The 15,369-nt window shown below is 59.7% G+C and carries 13 protein-coding genes; 5 read left to right on the top strand and 8 right to left on the bottom strand.

Going from position 1 to position 15,369, the window contains the following annotated elements:
- Nucleotides 1-677: 677 nt before the first annotated feature.
- From H7688_RS18030 to H7688_RS18045, 4 genes are all read left to right on the top strand, one after another.
- A complete protein-coding gene (locus H7688_RS18030) occupies nucleotides 678-3,665 on the top strand; it encodes a PAS domain S-box protein (RefSeq protein WP_183362606.1) in 2,988 nt (995 codons plus the stop codon).
- 271 nt (nucleotides 3,666-3,936) lie between these two features.
- Nucleotides 3,937-4,464, top strand: coding sequence for a peptide deformylase (gene def / locus H7688_RS18035; protein WP_183362607.1), 528 nt, complete (start codon nucleotides 3,937-3,939; stop codon nucleotides 4,462-4,464).
- A gap of 291 nt (nucleotides 4,465-4,755) precedes the next feature.
- On the top strand, nucleotides 4,756-5,118 hold the full coding sequence (locus H7688_RS18040) for a response regulator (protein WP_183362608.1): 363 nt from the start codon (nucleotides 4,756-4,758) through the stop codon (nucleotides 5,116-5,118).
- A gap of 29 nt (nucleotides 5,119-5,147) precedes the next feature.
- The gene (locus H7688_RS18045) at nucleotides 5,148-6,014 is read left to right on the top strand and encodes a cyclic di-GMP-binding domain-containing protein, MshE-related (RefSeq protein ID WP_183362609.1); all 867 of its coding nucleotides are present in this window, start codon (nucleotides 5,148-5,150) and stop codon (nucleotides 6,012-6,014) included.
- Nucleotides 6,015-6,140: 126 nt separating this feature from the next.
- Here the strand turns inward: H7688_RS18045 and H7688_RS18050 are convergent, their stop codons facing one another.
- The 3 genes from H7688_RS18050 to H7688_RS18060 all read right to left on the bottom strand — a co-directional run bounded on the left by H7688_RS18050 (nucleotide 6,141) and on the right by H7688_RS18060 (nucleotide 10,331).
- Entirely contained in the window at nucleotides 6,141-9,140 is a 3,000-nt protein-coding gene (locus tag H7688_RS18050) for a hybrid sensor histidine kinase/response regulator (protein WP_183362610.1), read from the bottom strand.
- A 127-nt stretch (nucleotides 9,141-9,267) separates the two neighbouring features.
- On the bottom strand, nucleotides 9,268-9,564 hold the full coding sequence (locus tag H7688_RS18055) for an AzlD family protein (protein ID WP_183362611.1): 297 nt from the start codon (nucleotides 9,562-9,564) through the stop codon (nucleotides 9,268-9,270).
- Complete coding sequence (locus H7688_RS18060; protein ID WP_183362612.1) at nucleotides 9,564-10,331, bottom strand: AzlC family ABC transporter permease; 768 nt, start codon at nucleotides 10,329-10,331, stop codon at nucleotides 9,564-9,566. Before H7688_RS18060 ends, H7688_RS18055 begins: the two co-directional genes overlap by 1 nt.
- Nucleotides 10,332-10,685: 354 nt before the next feature.
- Between H7688_RS18060 and H7688_RS18065 the strand changes: the two genes are divergently transcribed.
- On the top strand, nucleotides 10,686-11,105 hold the full coding sequence (locus H7688_RS18065; RefSeq protein ID WP_183362613.1) for a response regulator: 420 nt from the start codon (nucleotides 10,686-10,688) through the stop codon (nucleotides 11,103-11,105).
- 145 nt (nucleotides 11,106-11,250) lie between these two features.
- Here the strand turns inward: H7688_RS18065 and H7688_RS18070 are convergent, their stop codons facing one another.
- The 5 genes from H7688_RS18070 to H7688_RS18090 all read right to left on the bottom strand — a co-directional run bounded on the left by H7688_RS18070 (nucleotide 11,251) and on the right by H7688_RS18090 (nucleotide 14,963).
- Nucleotides 11,251-12,390, bottom strand: a complete 1,140-nt coding sequence (locus H7688_RS18070; protein WP_308470312.1) for a DUF2931 family protein — start codon at nucleotides 12,388-12,390, stop codon at nucleotides 11,251-11,253.
- The gene (locus H7688_RS18075; RefSeq protein ID WP_183362615.1) at nucleotides 12,275-13,576 is read right to left on the bottom strand and encodes a T6SS phospholipase effector Tle1-like catalytic domain-containing protein; all 1,302 of its coding nucleotides are present in this window, start codon (nucleotides 13,574-13,576) and stop codon (nucleotides 12,275-12,277) included. Before H7688_RS18075 ends, H7688_RS18070 begins: the two co-directional genes overlap by 116 nt.
- A complete protein-coding gene (locus H7688_RS18080) occupies nucleotides 13,573-13,932 on the bottom strand; it encodes a hypothetical protein (RefSeq protein ID WP_183362616.1) in 360 nt (119 codons plus the stop codon). The genes H7688_RS18075 and H7688_RS18080 overlap by 4 nt, the downstream gene beginning before the upstream one ends.
- An 89-nt stretch (nucleotides 13,933-14,021) precedes the next feature.
- Nucleotides 14,022-14,603 carry a DUF4123 domain-containing protein gene (locus tag H7688_RS22940; RefSeq protein ID WP_183362617.1) on the bottom strand — a complete coding sequence of 194 codons (582 nt, stop codon included), beginning with the start codon at nucleotides 14,601-14,603 and terminating at the stop codon, nucleotides 14,022-14,024.
- 3 nt (nucleotides 14,604-14,606) lie between these two features.
- Nucleotides 14,607-14,963 carry a PAAR domain-containing protein gene (locus H7688_RS18090; RefSeq protein ID WP_183362618.1) on the bottom strand — a complete coding sequence of 119 codons (357 nt, stop codon included), beginning with the start codon at nucleotides 14,961-14,963 and terminating at the stop codon, nucleotides 14,607-14,609.
- Between the last annotated feature and the right edge of the window lie 406 nt (nucleotides 14,964-15,369).

Here is a 15,369-nt window from a genome sequence, read left to right on the forward strand (position 1 = left end):
CCGGTTCAGGTGTGGATACTGCTGCGGTCGGGGTTGGGAACTCGGGTGGGCTCCGGGGCTGGAGCCGCGTCGCGTTTGGGGACGACGCTTTCCCAATCTGTTCGGCACCGGGAAGAGAAAGTTTAGGCGAAATAGTGAAAAAATTTTGTATTCCGCGGCAGCCTGCCGTCAACCAAAAGCCGCCCGAGGGCTCGAGGGGCCTCGCTCTGCCACCGTTTCGAGCGCGCTGGCGGAGCTGCTCTCAGGGCTGGTGGACAGAGGGCTGTGACACTCGCCCGGCTCCTTGGGTTGCTGGCTGTCGCCGAGGCGGGGACCCGAGCCCAGCACTGATCTGGCGTCGAAGCTGCACTAGATCCGGTGGGAGTGGTTCGGCATAGGGGTAGGTAGTCTTCTAGCGCCAGCTCAGGTGCTGCTAATAACTGATTTATTAAAAATCTTGACATGTTTGTCCTAAAGATATTAATTCTTTCTGCCCACAGCCTCCGCCGCGCCTGCGGGACAACCTGGCATTTCCCCTTGCTGACTCGGTGTTTTAGGCCGTCCAGAGAGCGGAGCGCCCGGTTGCCGTGGCAGAACTGCGCCGCACTGCTGCCTGCACGACCCATAGAGATCCTCAATTCGCATCTTCTGCGCACTGCCAGGTAAAACCCTTGCTCAACGACGTCAGAGTCCGACACATGCCCCACACCACAGCTGACATTCACGACATCGTCGTGCCTGCTACCGTGCTGGTTGTAGAAAAGAGCGCCGACCCCCTGCTGCCCACCGGCCGGCTCCTCGAGGAGGCCGGCTACAGCGTGATCCTGGGTAACAGTGCTGCCCAGGCGCTTTCGCTCACCTCGCTGTACCGCCCGGACCTCCTGCTTCTGGACGATGAACTCGTCGACGGCTGCGCCGAGGAACTGGTCACGGCCATCAAAAGCGACCCGCAGCTCTCCGGAGTGTTCGTCGTGCTGCAGACGGCGCAGCGTCAGCGTTACGGTTCCTTGGCGGCGGGGCGGCGCAAGGGAGGCCCGGACGCCTTCCTGGTCTCCCCTTGCCAGGGGCTCGAACTTCTGGACCGGGTGGCGGAGTACCTTTGCCTGCGGGGTGCCCGCGAGCAACTCAGGGAGAGCGAGCGGCGTTACCGTACCCTGTTCCTGGGAACCGAAAAGGGGATCGCACTCCTCGAGATCATCAGCAGCGAATCCGGCATCCCCTACGATTGCCGCTTTCTCGAGGTAAACCCCGCCTTCGAACAGTTGGTCGGGCTTCCGGCGGCGCAACTGGTCGGTCACTCCGTGCCGGAGGTGCTGCCGGGTTCGGCTGCTCTTTGGGCTCAGGCCTACGGGCGGGTGGCGCTCTCCGGCCAGGCCATGCTCCTCGACGAGTACCTCGGGGTAGGGGGACGCTCCTGCCAGATTGAGATCCACGCACCTCAGCCCGGGCGGCTCTCCTGCATCTTTATCGACGCCACCCAGCGCAGGTCCCTCGAAAATCAGCTTGCTGCCACCGAAGAGCGCTGCCGGGCACTCATCGCAGCCTTCGATGGCTCGGTCTATACCTGCTCCCCGGACTACCGCATCACCTACATGAACGACGAGCTGATCCGGCGTCGCGGCAACGGGGTGGGACAACTATGCTACCAGGCGCTGCACGACCTCGAAGAGGTCTGCCCCTGGTGCGTCAACGACCGGGTCTTTCGGGGGGAACGGGTCGCCTGGGAGGTGAAGAGTCCCAAGGACGACCGCTGGTACCACTGCATCAACACCCCGGTGCACCACGATGACGGCAGTATCTCCAAGCTGGCCCTGATCCGCGACATCACCCACCTCAAAGAGGCCGAGGCCGAACTCAAGTTCAAGAACTTCACCTTCGAGAACCTGGGCGCGGAGGTCTTCTGGCTCAGCTCGGATTGCCGGATCATGGATCTGAACCGGGTCGCCTGCGAGAACCTGGGCTATACGCGGGAGGAACTCGTGGGGCGTCCGGTAGGGGAGATCGACCCGAACTTCGACGCCGAGAGGGCCCGGCGGGCCTGGATCGAGCTCAAGGAGCGGGGGACCCGGCAGTTCGAGACCACCCACCAGGCCAAGGACGGGCGCTGCTATCCGGTCGAGGTGCTGGCCAACTACCTGAACCACGAAGGGCTTGAGTACAACTGCTGCATTGTGCGGGACATAAGCGAGCGCAAGCGCCTCGAGAGCGCCCTCCACGACGGCAGAGAACTCTTCCGTACCCTGTGCGATTCGGCTCCCATCGGCATCTTCCGCTGCGACGCGCAGTGGAACAACATCTACTGCAACGCGCGCTGGGAGGAGATCACCGGGTTGTTCGCCAGCCAGGGCGCCGGCAACGGCTGGCAGACCGCCATCCACCCGGACGACCGCGAGGATCTCTTACGGGTGCGCAGCGAGGCGACCGCACGAGGCCAGGGGTACTGTCACGAGCACCGCAAGCTGACTGCCCAGGGGAAGGTGGTCTGGGTCCGGGTTCTGGTGAACCCGATCAAGGACCAGCAGGGGGCGATCGTAGGGTACGTCGGGACGGTTGAGGACATCACCGAACTGCGCCTGGCCCGCCAGGAGATCCTCAAGGCCCAGAAGCTCGAGTCGATCGGAGTCCTGGCCGGGGGGATCGCCCACGACTTCAACAACATCCTGACCGCGGTCTTGGGGAACATCTCGCTGGCCGGCTTCCAGCTCGATGACCCGAAAAAGGTGGCCGAGCGACTGGAGGAGGCGGAGAGCGCCGCAGCGCGCGCCCGCGACCTCACCCAGCAACTGCTCACCTTCGCCCGTGGCGGCGAGCCGGTAAAGAAGAGCCTCGAGCTTGCCGGCCTGCTCAGGGAGGCGGTCGCCTTCGGGCTGCACGGCTCCCAGGTCGGCTGCGAGCTGAGGCTCGACGATGATCTCTGGCCGCTGGAGGCCGACGAGGGGCAGCTGGTGCAGGTAGTGCACAACCTGGTGCTCAACGCGGTCCAGGCGATGCCCGAGGGGGGGACGCTGGTGGTCGCCGCAGCCAACCACCGGGGTCCCCACGGGGATCCCTTCGTCGAGATCAGCGTTACGGATACCGGCATCGGCATCTCCGAGCAGCACCTCGAGCGGATCTTCGATCCCTACTTCACCACCAAGAAACAGGGGAGCGGCCTCGGGCTCGCCTCCTGCTACTCCATCGTGAAGAGGCACTTGGGGACCATCACGGCGCAGTCGATCCTGGGGCAGGGGAGCACCTTCCGGGTGCTGCTCCCGGCTTCCCGTGAGCGTTCCGTATCGGCTGCTCGCAGCGAGATGGGCGTCTCCGGTGGCGCGAGCCGTGTCCTGGTGATGGACGACGAGGAGATCGTGCGCACCCTTGCCAAGGCGATTCTGGAACAGTTGGGTTACCAGGCCGAATGCGTGGAGAACGGTGCGCAGGCCGCCGAGCTCTACCAGCACGAGAAAGAAGGGGGCGAGCCGTTTTCGGTGGTGATCCTCGACCTCACCGTTCCCGGCGGTGTCGGTGGAAAAGAGGCCATCAAGATGCTGCGCAGCTACGACCCGCAGGTCAGGGCGGTGGTCTGCAGCGGCTACTCCACCGATCCCGTGATGGCCAACTTCAGGGAGTACGGTTTCAACGCGGTGCTCGCCAAACCCTACCGCCCCCACGACCTAAGCCGCGTGCTGCGCGAGGTCCTCGCCTAGGTCCGGCGCAGCGGTTCCGCCACGTGTCATTCATACCCGGTGCCCCCTCGCCGGCCCGTGTCCGTTGGCACCCCCGCGTCCCCCCTCCCAAAGGTCCTCCGATCGTTCCGCTCCGATCTATCGGTCTGATTCCCGGGCAAGTCCGCGTCCGATGCCCTACACCAACCCCTGCTCCAAGCCCCACCCCCGGTCACCCAGCAACCCCTTTCAGGACCACTTTGGTCGTGTTAAAATAGCACAGCAGTTACCGTATGCTTTCAGGGGGAACCCCATGCCGATCATCCGCCAGATAGCCCAGTTAGGCCAGCCGGTACTCAGGAAGGTAACCCGGGACATCGACGATCCCGCCCATCCCGAGGTGCAGGCCCTCATCGACGACATGCTGGTCACCGTGGACGATGCCCACGGGGTCGGCCTCGCTGCGCCGCAGGTTTTCCAATCCCTCTCGCTCTTCGTGATCGCCTCGCAGCCCAACCCGCGCTATCCCAAGGCGCCCGACCTGCCCCCCTTCGCGCTCATCAATCCGGAGCTTGTCTGGGCCTCGGACGAGAAGGAGAAGGGATGGGAGGGGTGCCTGAGCATCCCGGGGTTGCGGGGCATCGTTCCCCGGCACCGCAGGATCGGGGTCCGCTACCTGACCCGGCATGGGGAGGTGCGCGAGGACGAGTTTGCCAACTTCGCGGCGCGCATCTTCCAGCACGAGTTCGACCACCTCAAGGGGGTCGTCTTCCTGGACCGGATGGAGAGCCCGCAGGAGCTGGTGACCGAGAAGGAGTACATCCGGATTGTCTCCGGCTGAAAACGGCAGGGCGCCACGGAGGCTTCAATCCCAAACTCACCTTGGTTCGGCCCTGGCGTTCACGTTTCAGGGCCGAACCCGTCTCCGGTTCTTGGTGTGTCTTCTCCGTGTGCTCCGTGTCTCCGTGGCGAAAGCTCTAAAGGCTTTCCCGATTTTCCCCTAGCCCCCAGTCTCTGATCTTTTAATTTATCTCTCAAGCTACTGTCACCACTCTCCGATTACTCAGTCAGGATCGTTCGTTCCGGCAGGTCGGCGCATCCAGTTTGGTCATAACCGTAAGAGGAGAGCATCATGCCCAAAAAAGTACTGGTAGTGGACGACAGCCTGGTAGTAGCGCGCCAGCTGGAACAGATCATCGGCGGTTCCGGTGACTTCTGCTGCATCGGCTCGGTAAGAAATGGCGCGGAGGCCATCAAGGCAAACATGCAGGACAATCCCGACATCATCTGCATGGACATGAACATGCCAGGGATGGACGGACTCACCGCCCTGCGCAGCATCGTGGCCCTGGACAAGGAGGTGAAGGTCGTCATGGTCACCTCGCTGGGCGGGGTCAGCGACAACTTCAACGAGGCGATGAAGCTGGGCGCCCGGTGCGTCGTCTCCAAGCCCTTCGTGGCGGAAGACATTCTGCGGGCCCTGCGTGCACTCTAGCCGCGGCCTTTCTCAAAAGGGGAACTGATATGGCAGTGAAATTTTTCGGGCAGTACCTGGTGGAAAAGGGGGTGGTGTCGCGTGAAGCGATCGTCGAAGCCATCGCACTGCAGGACAAGCAGAACCTGAAGCTGGGCGAGATGGCCATCGCCATGGGGCTCGTTACCCCCGCCGACATCGAGCGCGCCCACCAGAACCAACTCTCCCGCGACATGAAACTGGGCGACCTCCTGGTAGGCACCGGCATCCTCAGCGAGGGGCAGCTTGCCGAAGTGGTGGCCCGACAGAAGGCGACACACCTCTACATCGGGGAGGCCCTGGTGCAGGTCGGGGCTCTCGATAACGAACAGCTGGCCCGCCAACTGGAGGCCTTCAAGATCGATCAGGCCCCCTACCTGGGTGAAAGCGTGCAGCTTCCGCCGGGGCTTGCCAACTCGGCGCTCTGGGAGATGGCGGTCGATCTCACCTACAAGCTGGTGACCCGGGTGCTCGGGCTGCGTTTTCGCCCCGGCACCTGCCAGGTAGTGACCCAGCTGTCGGCTGCGCACCAGGTGGCAGCCCTGGACTTCGCCGGAGACGCCAAAGGGCGCTATCTCGTTGCCGTATCGGCGCCGGTGCAGAAGAAAGTGGCCCAGGCCCTTTTGCACACCGCTGTGGTCGATCACGAGCCCCTCGAGGTACTGGAGGACTGTCTCCTCGAGTTCATCAACGTGGTTTGCGGCAACGTGGCGGCCAAGGCCTCACAGCAGGGGAGCGCCCTCAGCATCAATCCGCCCGTCAACATCCATCCGCCAGCCACCGGCCTGCCGCTCGCGGCGCAGGAGCAGGGGTTGTGCTTCCCGATCCACCTCGAGGACGGCGACCTCATGGAGCTCTACCTGGTGCTCCCGAAATAGAAACCGCCGAGGGCGCAGTGCGTCCACGAAAAAAGAGAGGCCCGAGGGTTGTCACCTTCGGGCCTTTTTTGTTGGACGCTGCCTGGTCTCAGGCGGCGCACTGCGCCTCGGGGTGGTGCGGCAGGTTCACCCCAGCGCCTCCTTGACCTTCTCGCTCAGGCTCGCCAGGTTGAAGGGCTTCGCGATGAAGTGGACCTCTTGGTTGCCCTGGTAGCGCTCGGAAAGCTCGCTTGCTGGGTAGCCCGACATGAAGACCACCTTGGTTCCCGGGCGCAGCACCTGGATCCGCTCCACCAGTTCGCGGCCGTTCAGCTCGGGCATCACGATATCGCTCAGCACCAGGTCGATCGGGAGCGAGCCGCACAGGGCCAGTGCCTGCCCCGGTGTGGTCGCCGTGTGCACCGTGTAGCCCAGCACCTTCAGCATCGACTCCGCCAGCCGCAGCACCTCCGGGTCGTCCTCCACCACCAGGATGGTCTCCTTCCCCGGCAGCGGCAGCGCCGCCGGCTCCGGCGCCTGCGTCAGGGCCTCGGCCTCGCGCGGCAGGAAGATCAGGAAGCTCGTGCCCCGGTCCGGCTCGCTCTCCACCGTGATCAATCCGTGGTTCTGTACCACGATGCCATAGATGGTGGCGAGGCCGAGCCCGGTCCCCTTGCCGGTCTCCTTGGTGGTGAAGAAGGGCTCGAAGATGTGCCGGCGTACCTCCCCGGTCATCCCGGTGCCGGTGTCCGAGAAGACCATCCGGACGTAGTCGCCCGGCGGGGCCTCGAAGGGCTCCAGCAGGTCGGGGTCCTCGACCCGGACGTTGTCGGTACTGATGCGGAGGCTCCCCCCCTGGGGCATGGCGTCGCGCGCGTTCACTGCCAGGTTCATGACGATCTGGTCCAGCTGGATCGGGTCGATGAGCACCCTCCAGAGCTGGTCGGAGAGCTGATAGCTGAGCGTGATATCCTCGCCGATCAGGCGCGGTAGCGTCTTTTGGGTGGCCTGCAACGCGGCGCTCAGGTTCATGGGCTGGGGCCTGATCAACTGCTTGCGCGAGAAGGTGAGCAACTGCGCGGTGATGTCGCGCGAGTGCTCTGCCGCCTGCTGGATGGCGTCCAGCTGCTCCTGGAGCTTCTGGGCCGCCGGGTACTGCAGCTTGATGAGCTCGGCATACCCCAGGATCACCGAGAGCTTGTTGTTGAAGTCGTGGGCAACCCCGCCGGCCAGCCGCCCCACCGATTCCATCTTCTGGGCCTGGCGCAGCTGCTCCTCCAGTTTGCGGTGCTCGGTGATGTCCAGGGCGATGCCGGTGGTCCCCAGCACCTTGCCGTTGCGGTCGATGACCGGCGTCTTGCAGGTGATGGCCCAGCGTGTCCCGCGCGGCGTGGCGATCTGCTCCTCCACCTGCACGCTGAGTCCACTGGCGCAGACCTCCCGGTCGTCGGCCATGTACTTCTCGGCCAGGGTGTCCGGGAAAAGGTCCAGGTCGGTCTTGCCCAGGCACTCTTCGACGTTGCGACCGCAGGACTCGGCGTAGGCGGCGTTCACCATTTCCAGTCGCCCCTCGGTGTCCTTGAGCCAGGCCATCATGGGGAGGTTGTCCAGGATGGAGCGCTGGCGCAGTTGCAGGCGCTCGGTGGCCTCCGCGTGCCGCTTCTGTTCGGTAACGTCGGCGAGCATCACCATAAGGTGAGGGGACTCTCCCTGCTGCAGGATGTCCGCCGAGTAGAGCAGGTCGAGCACGTTGCCGTCCTTGCGGGTAAGGCGCAGGTCGCGGTTCACCACCTTGCCGGTTATCCGGATGGCGGTGACCATGCCGTCGCGCACCTCGGGGCTGGGGTAGAGGTTTAGTTCCGTGGTTGTCCGGCCCAGCACCTCCTGGCGCTGATACCCGAAGAGGCTGAGCCAGGAGTCGTTCACCTCGAGGAGCTTGCCGGAGGCCAGTTCCCCGATGCCGATCGCCAGCGGCGAGTGGTCGAAGACCGCTCGGAAGCGGCGGGCGCTATCCTTCGCCTGGCGTTCGGCGTGGGCGATGCGCCTGTTCTGCAGGGCAAGGGCGGTGACCGACAGGCTGAGCATCACGATGACCGCCAGCAGCGCGCTCAGCTCGACCCGGTAGCGGTGCCACAGCGTCATCGGGCGGTTCAGTAATACCGTTTCCTGAGGCAGCGCCGAAGCCGAGGCGCCCCAACGGGTCAGCTGGTCCCAGTTGAACATGGGCTTGATGAAGGCGGAGTTGGGCTCCAATGCCACCTGGCGCCCCGGCTCGAAGGCGACGATGGCGCGCCCCAGCACGGCGCCGGCGGCCTGGAAGTCGATCACCGATCCCCCCAGGATGCCGGTGTCCAGGTAGGCGGAGGTGACCCCGAAGGTGGGGACCGGCGCGGCGGCAACGATGCGCTGCAGGACGTCGCGGGGCACGAAGATCTTTCCGGTGCGGTCTGCAGTTACGATGGAGTAGAGGATGATGGTGTCTTGGGAGAGCTTGGGGAGCTGTTGCACCAGTTCGTCGATGGAGCGCTCGCCCAGGTACTCGAAGTTGAGCTTGCCGGCGAACAGGCGGTCGAACTCGGCGCGGGCGCGCTGTTCCACCGCTTGGTTGGTGCGCGAGTTGCCCGCGACGAAGAGCACCCGCTTGGTTTTGGGGAAGAGCTTCAGGGCGAGCTTCAGGGTTCCGGCGCAGTCGTAGCTTATGGGGCTTGCGGTGATCTGCCGGTCACTGTGGGAGAAGTCGCGGTTGGGGAGGCAGAACAGGGCGATGCAGGGGGTGCCGGGGGAGAGGTCCTTCCCCTCGTTGAGCAGGAAGTCCAGCGCCTGATCGTAGACCGTCACGACCAGGTCGAAGTGTTGCCCGGCGTACTTACTGAGCAGCAAGCGGCGCAGCTCCTGGTTCTGGGTGGCCGAGCGCGGGGGGGCCACGTCGAGGTATTCGTGCAGCACGTTCCCCAGCGGGATGTGCGAGCTCTTGCTCACCGTTTCCAGCCCCTCGGCAATGTCCTGTTGTGCCGGGAGGTTGTAGTTGTACGAGTAGAGCACCAGGATCCGCTTTTGCGGTGCGGACCCGGGGAGGGGAGCGGCATATGCCGCTGCAGCCCAGAGCAGGCTCAGCAGGGTTCCCAGCAGGAAAAGAGTAGGTTTCATGCCGACGGTTATAGTCCGAGAACTCCGGTAAAGTCAACAAGAGTAGAGCGCAAGTATACATTAATACCTGAGCAACTCTGATCACTTCCACGCCGGTGCCTCTGGGCGAGGGAGGTGGTGGTCAGTCTTACCCCAAAAGATGTCGGAGAAAACCCGCCGTCACCACCCCGATTACCACCGTGTTGAACATGGAAAGTCTCATAGCCGCGAGCACCGTAATCACCAGCGCGATCAGATCCGCCGGGCGCGGGGAGACGAACGCCGGTGCAATCACCGAGATGAGCACGCATCCCGGCACCGCCTCCAGCACCGCCATGGCGCGCGGGCTCAGCTTTCGGTTACGCAGCGCCACGAACCCGATGATCCGGGTGAGGTAGGTGGCCGTTGCCATCCCGAAAATGGTAAGGACGTTATCAAGCTGCATCAATAGTCCTCCCTGGCCCACAGGGAAGCCGCCACTATCCCCGATACCGCTCCCGCCGGCACGTACCAGGCGCCGGGAACGAGCAGCGAGGTGAGCCCCGCCACCACCAGGCTGATGATCCAGGGGCGTCCCTTGCGGAACCCGGTCCACATCCCCTTCAGCAACACCAGGAACACCGCGGGGAACGCCATGTCGAAGCCGTAGGTCTCCGCGTTCCCCATGATCGGACCGAGCAGCGATCCCAGCGTGGTAAAGCTCACCCACATGAGGTACATGCCGACGCAGGTCCCTACGTAGTAGGGGAGGCTGAAGCACCGCACGATGCCGTCCGCGGCGCGTTTGCGTGCGTCCGCGAGCGCCAGCGCCCAGCTCTCGTCCGTCATGAAGAACAGTGCGGGAAACGCCTTACGTTTGGGAAGGTGCTTTAGATAAGGAGCGAGTGCCGCGCCCATGAGGAGGTGGCGGCTGTTCACCAGGAACGTCATGGCGGTGATCAGTGCAAGGTGCGGTGGTGAGGTCCAGAGCTTCACCGCGGCGAACTCCGATCCACCGGCGAAGTTGCACCCCGTCATGAGCGGGACCTCCGCGACCGTAAGCCCCTTCTGTGCCGCCTGCGCCCCCAGAACGAGTGCCATCGGGATGACCCCCAAGAGTACCGGAGCCGTATCCGAGAGCCCGCGCCGGAACTCAGATTTGGTCGAAACCACAGCCGTCTCCAGCTCAGCAGCAACCGCCCCGCTTACTTCCGTCCCCGCATCCTCACTCATAAATCCCTCCAGACTCGATACTGTAAACCAAATTTGCCGTCAGGTACAGGTGCAGACAGATCGTTTTCGAACAGTAACAGTTGATGGATTGAATACATGCCGGAAGCTGTCACATCGTTGAGGAGCCGGCATTGTCAATTGTTCATGGTCCATTGTCAATTGTTCCTCGCCGTTACGCCGATTGTTCCCAACGAACACAACTGTGCCCTGTAGGGACACTTCCAGTTCCTTCCCAGCTCCGTAAGTGGCTGAATTGGCTCATAAGCTCGCTCTGGCACTTTGCCTGCTCATTATAGGGGACGCTGCAAGGCAGCTGTTCCCTGAGGGGACACATTTCATCAAGGAGGAACGTGAATGAGAGGGGTATCGGTGATTGCGGGGAAAAGCGACGATGTGCATTCCGACCTTGTCCTTGTCCTGGATGACGACGAATTCATTCGGGACTTGGTCAAAAACATGCTGCAACATCTGGGCTACAGCGTTATCACCTGCGCCACTGGCGAGGACGCCATCGAGCGCTACAAAAGAGCCATGGAGGCAGGCTGGCCCTTTTATGCAGCAATTTTGGACCTGCTGGTAGTTGATGGAATGGGAGGGGCGGAATCGGCCAAGGAAATTCTCAGGATCGATCCCGCGGCTAAGTTGATTGTTTCCAGTGGCTACTCGGATGAGCCAGTGTTAGCCAAATGGAAAGCTTACGGGTTCACCGCAAGTCTGGCGAAGCCTTATACCCTCAAGGCCTTGTCGGACGTGCTGGAATCCCTGCGCTCTTGACGGTGGGCACGAGTGCAGGACCGGAACCTGGAGGTGAGCTCAAAGTACCTGGGTAGGGCTGGCACAATGGTTTGCACTTGCGGGTGAGCTTGATGTCATGGCGCTAGTCCCCTCACCCCTTTCGGGAGAGGGGACCGCTTGGTTTTCAACGCCTGCTGTACGTCTTTACCTCCGTCTTACCCAGCAGGATGACGTACTTCCCGTCGTTGAGAGAAGTATGGATGACCTCCGGATTGTCGCTGATCTCGAGCTTAAGTTGCATAGGGTAATCCGTCTTTTCACCCGAGAGCTTCTTATAAGCAGCGGTGACCTCAGCCTCGTCGAAACGAACAACAGCTTGGAACTTCCGCCCGGTTTTATCATCCCAATACACTTCCAGGCTTTGCGGCAGCCCACGAGAAGTCCGTGCATTCGAGGTTTTGACAAAATCAAAGTATTCCTCTTCACCATTCAGCGTCTTCAGCCACAGCATTCGATTTTTCTGCCCGATAACCTCGAGGTTCCATCGGTACTGCTTGCTGAAATGATCAGATATCCCCGGAGGCACCCCGTGCTCGTTAAGATCTCTCAGTTCTTGCGGCTTAAGCGACTCGTGGAGAATTTGATCAATAAAATCAGCCCTGGACACTTCCTCATTATCTAGAACAGTCTTCCAGTCCATAGCCACTTCTGCGGCTCTAAAGTTGCCAACTTCTACCGAGATGCCTTCTGCTGAAACCCAAACTGAGACTGCGCCCTCCGGACCAAAACCGAACCTGATGTAGTAGGAATTGGGGGTTTTACCCGTCTTGGGACTGATCATCGTTTGGCACAATTCCAGGATGGTGTCGTACGGTAATACAAAATCACCAGCAAAAAATTTGTTCTCCGTAAAAGAGAACCATGTTGCAGAAAGCTTAGCGGGAAGGGATTTCATTGTTTTCCCTACAACGTGCGTGGAACCGATTTCTCCCCATCTATTATCGATCAGAAACTTAGCGGGTACGTATAGATACGAGCCATCTTTAAGGGTGAGGTCTCCACGTATTAGCGTCATAGGGTAGCGCCTGTGAGCACTTTCTGTTGGTAACCAATCAAATTTCTCTGTATGCATAATGGAAAATATTCCTTTTGCCTCAGAATTAAACGGAACTAGAATAAATAAGGTTATTAACAAAATGCGTAGATGTCTAACCATCGAATACCTCCCGTTTCCGGTGCCCAAACACAAGATCCTCATGTGTAAACTGAGGATCATTGCATCCCAAAATACAGCCAAAACGTGCAGAGAAGTGAAGATAGTCATGCCTTACTGTTTTGATGGTGTCAGAATTTAAATTAAGCCAGTCTTCAGGTGAAGACAGAGGAGAATTATTAATTAATGCATCAATTTCAAGGAGGGGTGTAGGTATGAAATATTTTGTTATTAGTTTGGAACTAAAGTTAAGACCTTTATTTGCTGCGAATTTTGCCATCATTTTCAAAGGGATGCGATGGTATTTGTTACTGATTGCTTTTCGCGTCGCTTTTACGGAGTTCCAAAGTTCATCTTCCTGAATCTCATCCTTGTAATACCATCCCGTCGCTAGCAGCCAATCTCTTTCTCTGATAAGTGCAACCTTATCAGAGACGCTGAGGGCGTTTTTCCTTAGAATAAACATTATCAGGTATTCATTCTCATCCTCATTGTCGACATACCCGCCCCCAATGTCTGAATGAGCTCCTGGCAGGTATAACTCTTTACCGTGAGGGCTACTGCTAATATTGGTAAGTGGGTAGTGTTTCCTGTGCTCCTCTGCGGCCGCCAATTGGACTACGTCCTCAGCATATTTTATTGCGTCTAGATTAAGCTCACGTGTATCATTGCTTGGATTAAAACCATAAGAAGCCACCGTATCAAACAATCCAATGAATTTTACTTTGATTTCATGTACTACATGGCCGCAGGACTTTAGTTTGAGCTTCAGGTTGCTCTGCTTTCCGAGCAGCGCAGAGTGTATAAAGCTTCTGGCTGCAGCTGCGCCTCGGCTGAAACCAAAACAATCAAGGTGCAGGCAATTGATATCTCTGTCATTTTTTAACAATTGATTGATTTCTTTCATGACTCTAGTAATCGCTTTTTCTACTTTGCCCAGTATCCCCCTTGAACCCAGCCCGGTTCCTGCCGTTATTGACGAATCAGCTTCGTCATCTTCTGTTCCAATGCCTTCAATATAAATAGATAGACTATGGTCATACTCAGGATCTTTCCGGTAATACAGCTCAAGTATCGCAACGTTGGTAAGCGCATTTTCATAGCTTGCTCCCCGGTTTATTCCTTTCTCCCCCAGCCCTGTGTTCGTCCTGTTATTAAGAGTCCCGTCGAAGAAGAGTGCGACTCGTATCTTAACTCGCGCTGTTGCCGCGCCAATTTGTTTCTGACAGTAGTAACAGGGCGATCCGGCCTCGTTGGAATTGCCGGAATATTCCACTTTCGATGCCGTTCCCGTCATGGCCACTTGTCCAGGACATCTTCCAAGGTCAGCTTGATCAGCGGCGACAGGTCCTCAAACTGGCGCAGGAAGTACTCCAACTTGCTCTCTTCTGTCATGTCGGCCTTCGTCAAAATGGAAGCCAGCTGGGGCGACAGCGGAATGTCGTAGTGGAACAAGATCTTGTACGCGATCAGCTTCTGAATGCCGATCTCTTGGCGGATCCCGTGTTCCTGGGAGAAGGTGATCATGGTCCTCACAAAGACGGTGAGGACATCGTCGGTCTGGTTGCGGCTCCACTCGGGGAAGTTCATCTTGATGAAGTCGAGCGTTATAGTGACAAAACGCTCCATCATCGCCTTTCCCATTGCCTCCATTTGCCTCTCTCCAATGACAAACATCGCCTTTCTCCTCCGGTCCCCATCGTCGAACCTTAGTCGCAAAGGGTGGAAAACAGCGCTGCTCGCTACGTGAGTTTAACCCGGTACTCACTCAGGCATTCGGTAGGTGGTTGCTCGTCCGTCCCGCCGGCTCTGTCCAACGAAAAGCAAACTACCTCCCGACCAGTATGCGATTCCAGATACGCCGCCGTCAGAGGCCCAAAGAACTGGAGGAGTTCCTCCTTGGTGCAATTCGGCAAAAGATCCCGTAAAACCCGCGGGTCATAGAACCTGAAGAGCGCTCGCTCTCCCCCTTGGAGTTGTACGAAGAGCATTCTCCGCAGATGGCGACGAACCGCGGCGAAGTTGTCCGGTCCTGCAAGGTAGATTCCCCAGCTGTTCCCCCAGCCGGCTGTTGTGAGTCGGTCGAGAAAGCTCGAGTTCGGGCGCAGCGCTACCAGGTGTGGGCCTCGGTGGTCCATTGCCAGGGAAAAACCCGGAGGGTAGAGAGGTTGGACGTCGCAGTCGGCGTCTTCGAGTAACGAAAAGATCCTACGATCCCGTGCCGTGTCGATGACGGCATAGAGCGGTGTTGTGAGACGATTGAAGAACCGGTAGAGAACCATGGAGATTTCTGGGGAGTTGTGCCGAGGAAGGTCGCCCTGCATTTCTTATTTCTCGGCAACGATGAAAGGGCTTCCTGCGGCAGCAGCTTGTTCGGCGCAGCGCCCAAGCGAACTCGTCCCGATGAAGACGTTCGCGCAGCCACCGACGATGACTCCACCATGGGCGGTCTTATCCCCCAGTCGTGCGGTTGGCCGGCCGTTGATGAAGACGGACGGCTCACCTTCGACGATCACGTCGACAGGTCCAATACACTTGACCTTGTCACCAACACGCGCCGCCGGCATCCCTCCGACAAAGACGTCGGGAGATCCCTCCAATATCGGCCCGCCCTCATGCGGACGGGTGATTTCCTTCGCAGGGCATGTGTGGGCGTCACCAACTCTTGCGGCCGGCATTCCCATGGTTTTCCTCCTTCAGGGAAGGTGCCAGTTTTGTCCCCGGATCAGCTCGGGTTAATATAATCTAACCAGTTGATTCGTCAAGTTGGTCAATTCGGCATTTGAGCCACCTCCGGGTGGACAGCCGAAAAATTTCCTTATTAGCTCTGATCTTCCTCTAGTGAGTCCCTCTCCCTTCAAGGGGGAGGACAGGAGGGGGGTGGGGGTCAGCTTCGTACCAGTTTGCCCATCGGTGCGAAGTGGCGGTTTGGTAGCTAGTCAGTGGCTGAAGCACTTTCGGATATCTCTAGTCCATTTTCATTGTCAAATCATAGCTTTTGAACCATCAAAATACCCTGAACACCAGTTGCTGGAGCCAGCCTGTACCAGTGTTGTCTTTTCTGATACCCAATCATACAGTGTCCTTAGC

The sequence above is a fragment of the Geomonas limicola genome (assembly GCF_014193675.1).
Taxonomy (GTDB): domain Bacteria; phylum Desulfobacterota; class Desulfuromonadia; order Geobacterales; family Geobacteraceae; genus Geomonas; species Geomonas limicola.

Coding starts and splice junctions, on each gene's coding strand:
- H7688_RS18080 (WP_183362616.1), bottom strand. CDS start 13,932: ATGGAGGCAATGGGAAAGGCGATGATGGAGCGTTTTGTCACTATAACG.
- H7688_RS18030 (WP_183362606.1), top strand. CDS start 678: ATGCCCCACACCACAGCTGACATTCACGACATCGTCGTGCCTGCTACC.
- H7688_RS22940 (WP_183362617.1), bottom strand. CDS start 14,603: ATGCAGGGCGACCTTCCTCGGCACAACTCCCCAGAAATCTCCATGGTT.
- H7688_RS18060 (WP_183362612.1), bottom strand. CDS start 10,331: ATGAGTGAGGATGCGGGGACGGAAGTAAGCGGGGCGGTTGCTGCTGAG.
- H7688_RS18055 (WP_183362611.1), bottom strand. CDS start 9,564: ATGCAGCTTGATAACGTCCTTACCATTTTCGGGATGGCAACGGCCACC.
- H7688_RS18075 (WP_183362615.1), bottom strand. CDS start 13,576: ATGACGGGAACGGCATCGAAAGTGGAATATTCCGGCAATTCCAACGAG.
- def (WP_183362607.1), top strand. CDS start 3,937: ATGCCGATCATCCGCCAGATAGCCCAGTTAGGCCAGCCGGTACTCAGG.
- H7688_RS18065 (WP_183362613.1), top strand. CDS start 10,686: ATGAGAGGGGTATCGGTGATTGCGGGGAAAAGCGACGATGTGCATTCC.
- H7688_RS18070 (WP_308470312.1), bottom strand. CDS start 12,390: ATGACTATCTTCACTTCTCTGCACGTTTTGGCTGTATTTTGGGATGCA.
- H7688_RS18045 (WP_183362609.1), top strand. CDS start 5,148: ATGGCAGTGAAATTTTTCGGGCAGTACCTGGTGGAAAAGGGGGTGGTG.
- H7688_RS18090 (WP_183362618.1), bottom strand. CDS start 14,963: ATGGGAATGCCGGCCGCAAGAGTTGGTGACGCCCACACATGCCCTGCG.
- H7688_RS18040 (WP_183362608.1), top strand. CDS start 4,756: ATGCCCAAAAAAGTACTGGTAGTGGACGACAGCCTGGTAGTAGCGCGC.
- H7688_RS18050 (WP_183362610.1), bottom strand. CDS start 9,140: ATGAAACCTACTCTTTTCCTGCTGGGAACCCTGCTGAGCCTGCTCTGG.